Annotated in this window: 6 protein-coding genes; all 6 read left to right on the top strand. The window is 63.5% G+C overall.

Features of this window, described 5'->3' with window-relative positions; genetic code table 11:
- The coding region (tsaE, locus tag Q0F21_RS04860) for a tRNA (adenosine(37)-N6)-threonylcarbamoyltransferase complex ATPase subunit type 1 TsaE (protein ID WP_297237916.1) at positions 1–384 on the top strand (384 nt) is incomplete at its 5' end.
- Between the two features lie 8 nt (positions 385–392).
- Positions 393–632 (top strand): Imm17 family immunity protein, encoded by a 240-nt coding sequence (locus Q0F21_RS04855; RefSeq protein WP_018107254.1) that lies wholly within the window; start codon positions 393–395, stop codon positions 630–632.
- Positions 633–641: 9 nt separating this feature from the next.
- Positions 642–2,723, top strand: a complete 2,082-nt coding sequence (locus Q0F21_RS04850) for a hypothetical protein (RefSeq protein ID WP_297237913.1) — start codon at positions 642–644, stop codon at positions 2,721–2,723.
- The gene (locus Q0F21_RS04845) at positions 2,713–3,678 is read left to right on the top strand and encodes a hypothetical protein (protein WP_297237911.1); all 966 of its coding nucleotides are present in this window, start codon (positions 2,713–2,715) and stop codon (positions 3,676–3,678) included. The genes Q0F21_RS04850 and Q0F21_RS04845 overlap by 11 nt, the downstream gene beginning before the upstream one ends.
- Positions 3,675–5,291: a YifB family Mg chelatase-like AAA ATPase gene (locus Q0F21_RS04840; RefSeq protein WP_297237909.1), complete on the top strand. Its 1,617-nt coding sequence runs from the start codon at positions 3,675–3,677 to the stop codon at positions 5,289–5,291. Before Q0F21_RS04845 ends, Q0F21_RS04840 begins: the two co-directional genes overlap by 4 nt.
- Before the next feature lie 15 nt (positions 5,292–5,306).
- On the top strand, positions 5,307–5,941 hold a 635-nt coding region (gene aroE, locus Q0F21_RS04835; protein ID WP_297237907.1), incomplete at its 3' end, for a shikimate dehydrogenase.

The following is a 5,941-nucleotide window of genomic DNA, read 5'->3' as shown; positions in this document are numbered from 1 at the left end:
CCTGAGGTGGCGGAGGAGCTCTTAGAGAAGTTTGGAGACCACCGGGTCTGGGCCTTTGATGCACCTATGGGGGCGGGCAAGACAACGCTGATCGATGAGATCTGCAAGCTGCTCCGGATCCAGGAGGTGACCAGCAGTCCCACCTTTGCGATCGTCAACGAGTACCACACCGAGGACGATCGCGCCGTCTACCACATCGACTGCTACCGGCTCGATGACCTGGCGGGTGCCTACCGCATCGGCCTCGAGGAGTACATAGAGAGCGGCGAGTACTGCTTCATCGAGTGGCCGGAGGTGGTGACGCCGCTCCTCGACGAGGAGGCTCTGACGCTCCACATTGAGATCATCAACGACGGACGGGCGCGCCGTCTCACCGTCGACTGAGCGCTCCTATGACCGCCAGGCTGCTGATAGAGATCGCGGTGGTGGGGATGTTTGTCCTCCCCGGGCTGCTGGCCCTCTGGGTCGGTATCGCTAACAGAGAGTGGTTTTTCTCCAATCCTCAGGCGCAGATCTGGCTCCGTGTCTTTGGGCGAAAGGGCAGCCGCATCGCCACGATCGTCGTCGGCTTGCTGCTCCTCGCCTGCAGCCTCCTCTTTTACCTTGATCCCCTTCACGTCACGACGTCCTAAGCCTTGCCTATGAGACACCCCTACTCCACCTCGGAGAACGAGATGAAAGACTATACCGATGCCCGAAGCAGGCTCCTTGTCGAGGAGACCCTGCGGGGCAATTACGCCCTCGCCCTCAGGATGCTGAGCGAGGGCTCTCTGCCGGAGAAGAGCCGGCTCGAGCAGCTGAGTGAGACCTACCGGCTCCTCTGCAGCTACTACGCACGAGGGGCGGAGGATCCCTCTCGGGATGAGATCCTGCGTCGGATCGGGCGCGAGCTGATGGCGCTGATACGGCGTGAGCGGGAGATCAATGTGCGGCTGCCCTACAGCTGCATTGCCGCGAGGGAGCGGCTGGGAGAGGGGTACGACTTTGCCGAGGATCTGAGGCGTCCGCTGATGCGGCGGGAGCCGGGGTACTTCGACCGACTGGATCGGCTCTTCGACTACCTCTGGGCGACCGACCGGCTGACGGAGGCGGACTGTGAGGCGATCCGACAGTCCACCGACGGCATTGAGCGGCGGATCATTCTCTCGGGGCTCTTTGTCGGGCTGTGTGAGGAGTTTGATCCCGCCAAGGTCCTTCTTCTCATCGAGGTGCTGGAGTTTCGCGAGCCGGCGGATGTGGCGATCGCCCTACCTGCACTGCTGATGGGCGGACGACGGCATCAGAGCGAGATCGTGAGGCTCTACCCGGAGCTGGCGGAGCGTGGTCTCGCCGCACTGCGACGGCTGCGGGAGGAGCTCCATATGGCGGTGGAGGAACTCTACAATACCTACTCCACGGAGCGGAACGACCGGATCTTTACGGAGGAGGTGCTGCCGAAGCTGCAGGGACTCGGGGAGCATCTGCGCGGTATGCCGGGGGCGACGATGGAGGATCAGGTGCAGAACTTCTACCACAGCCTCGATGAGCACCAGGACGATCAGATAGAGAGCCTCCTCGCCGATGCGATGGGACGACTGGGGGATATGCAGAAGGACCGCTTCGACATGGAGTACTCGTCGGTGAAGAATCTTAAGGTTTTCCCCTTCTTCAGCAGCCCTGCACATTGGTTTTACCCCTATATCCCGACCCACCCTGACCTGATCGAGGGGAATGTGAGGATGCTGGCCGACTGGGGGACGGCGCTATTCGGTGGTCGGCGACTGGTCTCCTCCGACCGCTACTCCTTCTCCCTCATCCCGGGTCTGGACCGGATGATCCCGCAGATGGATCTGCCGGCAGGGGTCTCTCTCGGGGAGAGCGAGCCGATGACGCTGCGGGAGCAGATGAGGGACTTCCTCTTCGGGGCCTACCGCTTCTACACGCTCTTCAGTGACGCGAGCGACTTCATCAGTCCCTTCGAGGGACATCCATTCGTCCTCGACGGACCCTTCACCCGGGCGGCAGACCTCTACACCGAGGATCAGCTCTGCGACCTCGCCCTGCGGGTGGCGCACGATGGTCACTACGGCTCGGCGGGGCGGCTCTACGAGCGATCTCAGCGGGACTACGGGAGCCACTCCGGTGAGGTGTGGCGCGGCATAGCGGTGGTCTGCATGATGGACGACCGGGACGAGGAGGCGCTCCACGCCCTGGAGGAGGCGATCCGCGAGGAGGGTATGCGGAGCGGTACGGCAGAGAGGGTGGTCTCACTCTTAGTGAAACTGGGTCGGAAGAGCGACGCCATCGACTTCATCCGTCAGGCGGAGGATCAGGTGGAGGGTCCGGGTAGGGTCCGTCTGGTAGCGGAGCGGGTACGACTGCTGAGAGAGCGGGGAGAACCGGAGGAAACACTCCAGGCGGCCTACAAGGCGGACTTCCTCGCCGACGGGGAGGATAAGGAAATCTCCGAGACGCTCTGTGCCCTACTCCTCGAGTCGGGTCAGTCGGAGGAGGCGGTCAAGCGCGCCCACTCCTCTTCCCTTCCACTCTACGAGGGAGTCGCTCGTATCGCCTCGGGAGAGCGGACAGAGGGCATCGCACTCCTCTCCGACGCTCTGCGCCGAGGGGAGATCAGCCCGGACCGACTCCGGGAGCCGCTCGCTCTGCTCGATAAGTACGACATTCCCGACTGGGAGCGAGCACTGATCTATGACACCATTATCCTACAGTCTTATGAGGCATAGTAAGCCCTTTCTCCTTCTACTCACCACCCTGCTGCTGACCCTCGTCGGCTGTGGCCGCAAGGACCGGGCCGGCAGTCCCCTCACCGTCGATCTCCGTCCCGGTACGCATCCGGCGCTTCTCTACACCTACGGCACGACCGCCATCAGGATAGACACGATCGATGGGAAGTATAAGGCGCGCTACGACCGTGACACGCTGGACTTCTTCGTCCTCACCGACACCACCGGACTGATAGAGACCGTCCTGATCCCCGACACCACCAAGCTGAAGTACCGCCCCGGCAAGATCGAGGGAGCGCGTTACGCCGATGAGGTGATGGAGTGGCAGCGTCTGATCACCGAGGCGGGGGACAGTATTACTCCAGACCTGAGGGACTTCTATGGGCGGATGAGCGGTCGCCGACTCAGTCTCTTCTACGCCCTCGATGGACTGCGGCGATATCCCGATCAGGAGCGGTCGCTCCTCGAGAGACTGCTCTCCACGGCGCGATACAGCCACTTCGATCTTATGAGTGCCCTCGGGCTGAGTCGCGAGACCGGAGTGAGTCGTTTCCCCGACTGGTTTGGCGAGGAGCAGAGGATCACCAAGGACTTCATCAAGCCCGATCACTTCATGGCGGTGCTGGCGCTCAGGGAGAGCGATCTGGACAGCACGCTGCTCCGCCCCTTCTACCACACCGCCGACAGCCTGGGTGTCAAGAGCATCCTCCTCCTGATCGGTCAGGGAGAGAGTGCGCCCTTCCTCCCCAAGCCCGACCGCAGGACGCTCATCGTCAGCGACAGTATCGGCGAGGCGTCTACCCTCGCTACCAACCTCCGGGCGGAGACGCTCCCCGCCTACTTCGTCGTAGACACGCTGATGAGCGTCATCGATCGCCCCTCGGACCTCCCAGAGCTGACCCGGTACATCATCGCCCACGACACCATTCCCCTGAAGAAGAGTAAGAGAAAATGATCGAACTATCGGACGACCTCAGCTACCCCGGCGATCAAGAAGAGGCAGAGAGAGGTCCCTCCCACGCTCTCGCCAAGATCTACGGTCAGGCGGTCAACGGACTCTCCGCCACCACGATCACCATAGAGGCGCAGTGCCAGGACGGCGTGCGCTACACGCTCGTCGGGCTGCCCGATACGGCGGTGAAGGAGAGCCGGGAGCGGGTCGAGGCAGCACTCCTGGAGTCCGGCATCGCCTGGAAGCGGCGGCGCTACATCATCAATATGTCCCCCGCCGACATCCGCAAGGAGGGCGCCGCCTACGACCTGCCCCTCGCCGTCGTCCTCGCCGGACTGATGTGTCCCCTGGATCTCTCCCCACTGGAGCACGTGGTGGTGATGGGGGAGCTCTCCCTCGACGGTCAGATACAGCCGATCCACGGCATACTCCCGATGGCGATCAATGCGGTGCGGGAGGGCTTCCGCGCCATCATCGTCCCCCGCGCCAACGCTCGCGAGGCGGCGGTCGTCAATGGGCTGACCGTCTACGCCGCCGACACGCTCACGCAGGTGCTCGCCTTCGTCTCCGGCACCGGGACACTGGACGTGGTGACCGACCACACCTCAGAGTCGGACTTCGTCACCTCGATAGACAGTATGCTCGACTTTGCGGACGTAAAGGGGCAGGAGGAGGTGCGGCGCGCCATGGAGGTGGCTGCGGCAGGCAATCACAACATCCTCATGGTGGGTGCACCCGGTAGCGGCAAGTCGATGATGGCGAAGCGGCTTCCGGCGATCCTCCCTCCGCTGACGAAGGAGGAGGCCATCGAGACGACGATGATCCACTCCGTCGCCGGCGTGCTGCCCCCCGACAGCGGGCTGATGACGCAGCGACCCTTCCGCTCCCCCCACCACACCACCTCGGGCGTCGCCTTGGTCGGCGGCGGCACCTACCCCAAGCCCGGCGAGATCTCGCTGGCGCACAATGGGGTGCTCTTCCTAGACGAACTGCCGGAATTCTCCCGTCACGTGCTGGAGGTGCTTCGTCAGCCGCTCGAGGATAGGATCGTCACCGTCTCACGAGCTCGCGGGACGATCACCTTCCCCGCCTCATTTATGCTCGTGGCATCGATGAATCCCTGCCCCTGCGGCAACTACAATAACCCGGCAAAGGACTGCACCTGCCTCCCCGGGCAGATCTCCGCCTACCTCGGACGCCTCTCCGGTCCCCTACTCGACCGCATCGACATCCAGGTGGAGATCGTGCCGGTACCCTTCGAGGCGCTCTCGTCGCGAGAGCCGGGCGAGTCGAGTGCCGAGATCCGTGAGCGAGTGCTACGGGCGCGGGCGATACAATCGGCGCGCTACAGGGATATCCCCGGCATCTACACCAATGCCCAGATGACCCCCGCTCTGATGAAGGAGTACATCCGCATCGACTCCGCCGGGCGGGAACTCCTCCGCCGCGCCATGGACCACTATGGCCTCTCGGCACGCGCCTACGACCGGATCCTCAAGGTGTCGCGCACCATCGCCGACCTGGAGGGATCGCCCGAGGTGCTGACCCACCACATCGGCGAGGCGGTCAATTACCGCAAGCTCGACCGCAGCAGTTGGGGTGAGGTAAAGTCGTAATCGCTCCGGAAGGTGATGAAAAAAGTCTACCACCTCGGCCTACTCGGACACGACATCGGCTACAGTCGGTCGCCGAAGCTCTTCGAAGAAATCTTCCACCGCGAGGGACTCCTCGGCTCCACCTACCGGCTCATCGATCGTCCCGAGGTGGAGCCCTTTGTCTCCGAAGTCCGCCGGACTGACCACTGGGACGGCTTCAACGTCACCACGCCCTACAAGACCGCCATCATCCCCTACCTCGACCGTCTTGATCCGCTCGCAGCAGCGGTGGGTGCGGTCAATTGTGTCACCTGCCGAGAGGGGCTCCTCACCGGCTACAATACCGACGTGGAGGGCTTTGCTGCCTCACTCCGAGAGGAGATCGGCGCCGGTCCTCTGCCCTCCTCCGCCCTGATCCTCGGAAGCGGCGGCGCCTCGAGGGCGGTAAGGGTGGCACTTGAGCAGCTGGGCATCCCCTCCGAGACGGTCTCGAGGAGCCGCGGACTCACCTACGACCACCTGACCCCTGAGCAGCTCGCCCACACCCCGCTGATCGTACATGCGACGCCACTTGGCAGCGCCAAGTACCCCGGTGCCAAGCCTCCTCTACCCTACGACGCACTTCACCCGGGTCAGCTGCTCATCGACCTCACCTACGAGCCGGAGGTGAC

Origin of the sequence: uncultured Porphyromonas sp., from assembly GCF_934359325.1 — a bacterium.
Classification (GTDB): domain Bacteria; phylum Bacteroidota; class Bacteroidia; order Bacteroidales; family Porphyromonadaceae; genus Porphyromonas_A.
The sequence above is the reverse complement of the archived record's forward strand: the minus strand, read 5'-3'. Positions and strand labels throughout refer to the sequence as shown.

Coding starts and splice junctions, on each gene's coding strand:
- Q0F21_RS04840 (WP_297237909.1), top strand. CDS start 3,675: ATGATCGAACTATCGGACGACCTCAGCTACCCCGGCGATCAAGAAGAG.
- Q0F21_RS04850 (WP_297237913.1), top strand. CDS start 642: ATGAGACACCCCTACTCCACCTCGGAGAACGAGATGAAAGACTATACC.
- Q0F21_RS04855 (WP_018107254.1), top strand. CDS start 393: ATGACCGCCAGGCTGCTGATAGAGATCGCGGTGGTGGGGATGTTTGTC.
- Q0F21_RS04845 (WP_297237911.1), top strand. CDS start 2,713: ATGAGGCATAGTAAGCCCTTTCTCCTTCTACTCACCACCCTGCTGCTG.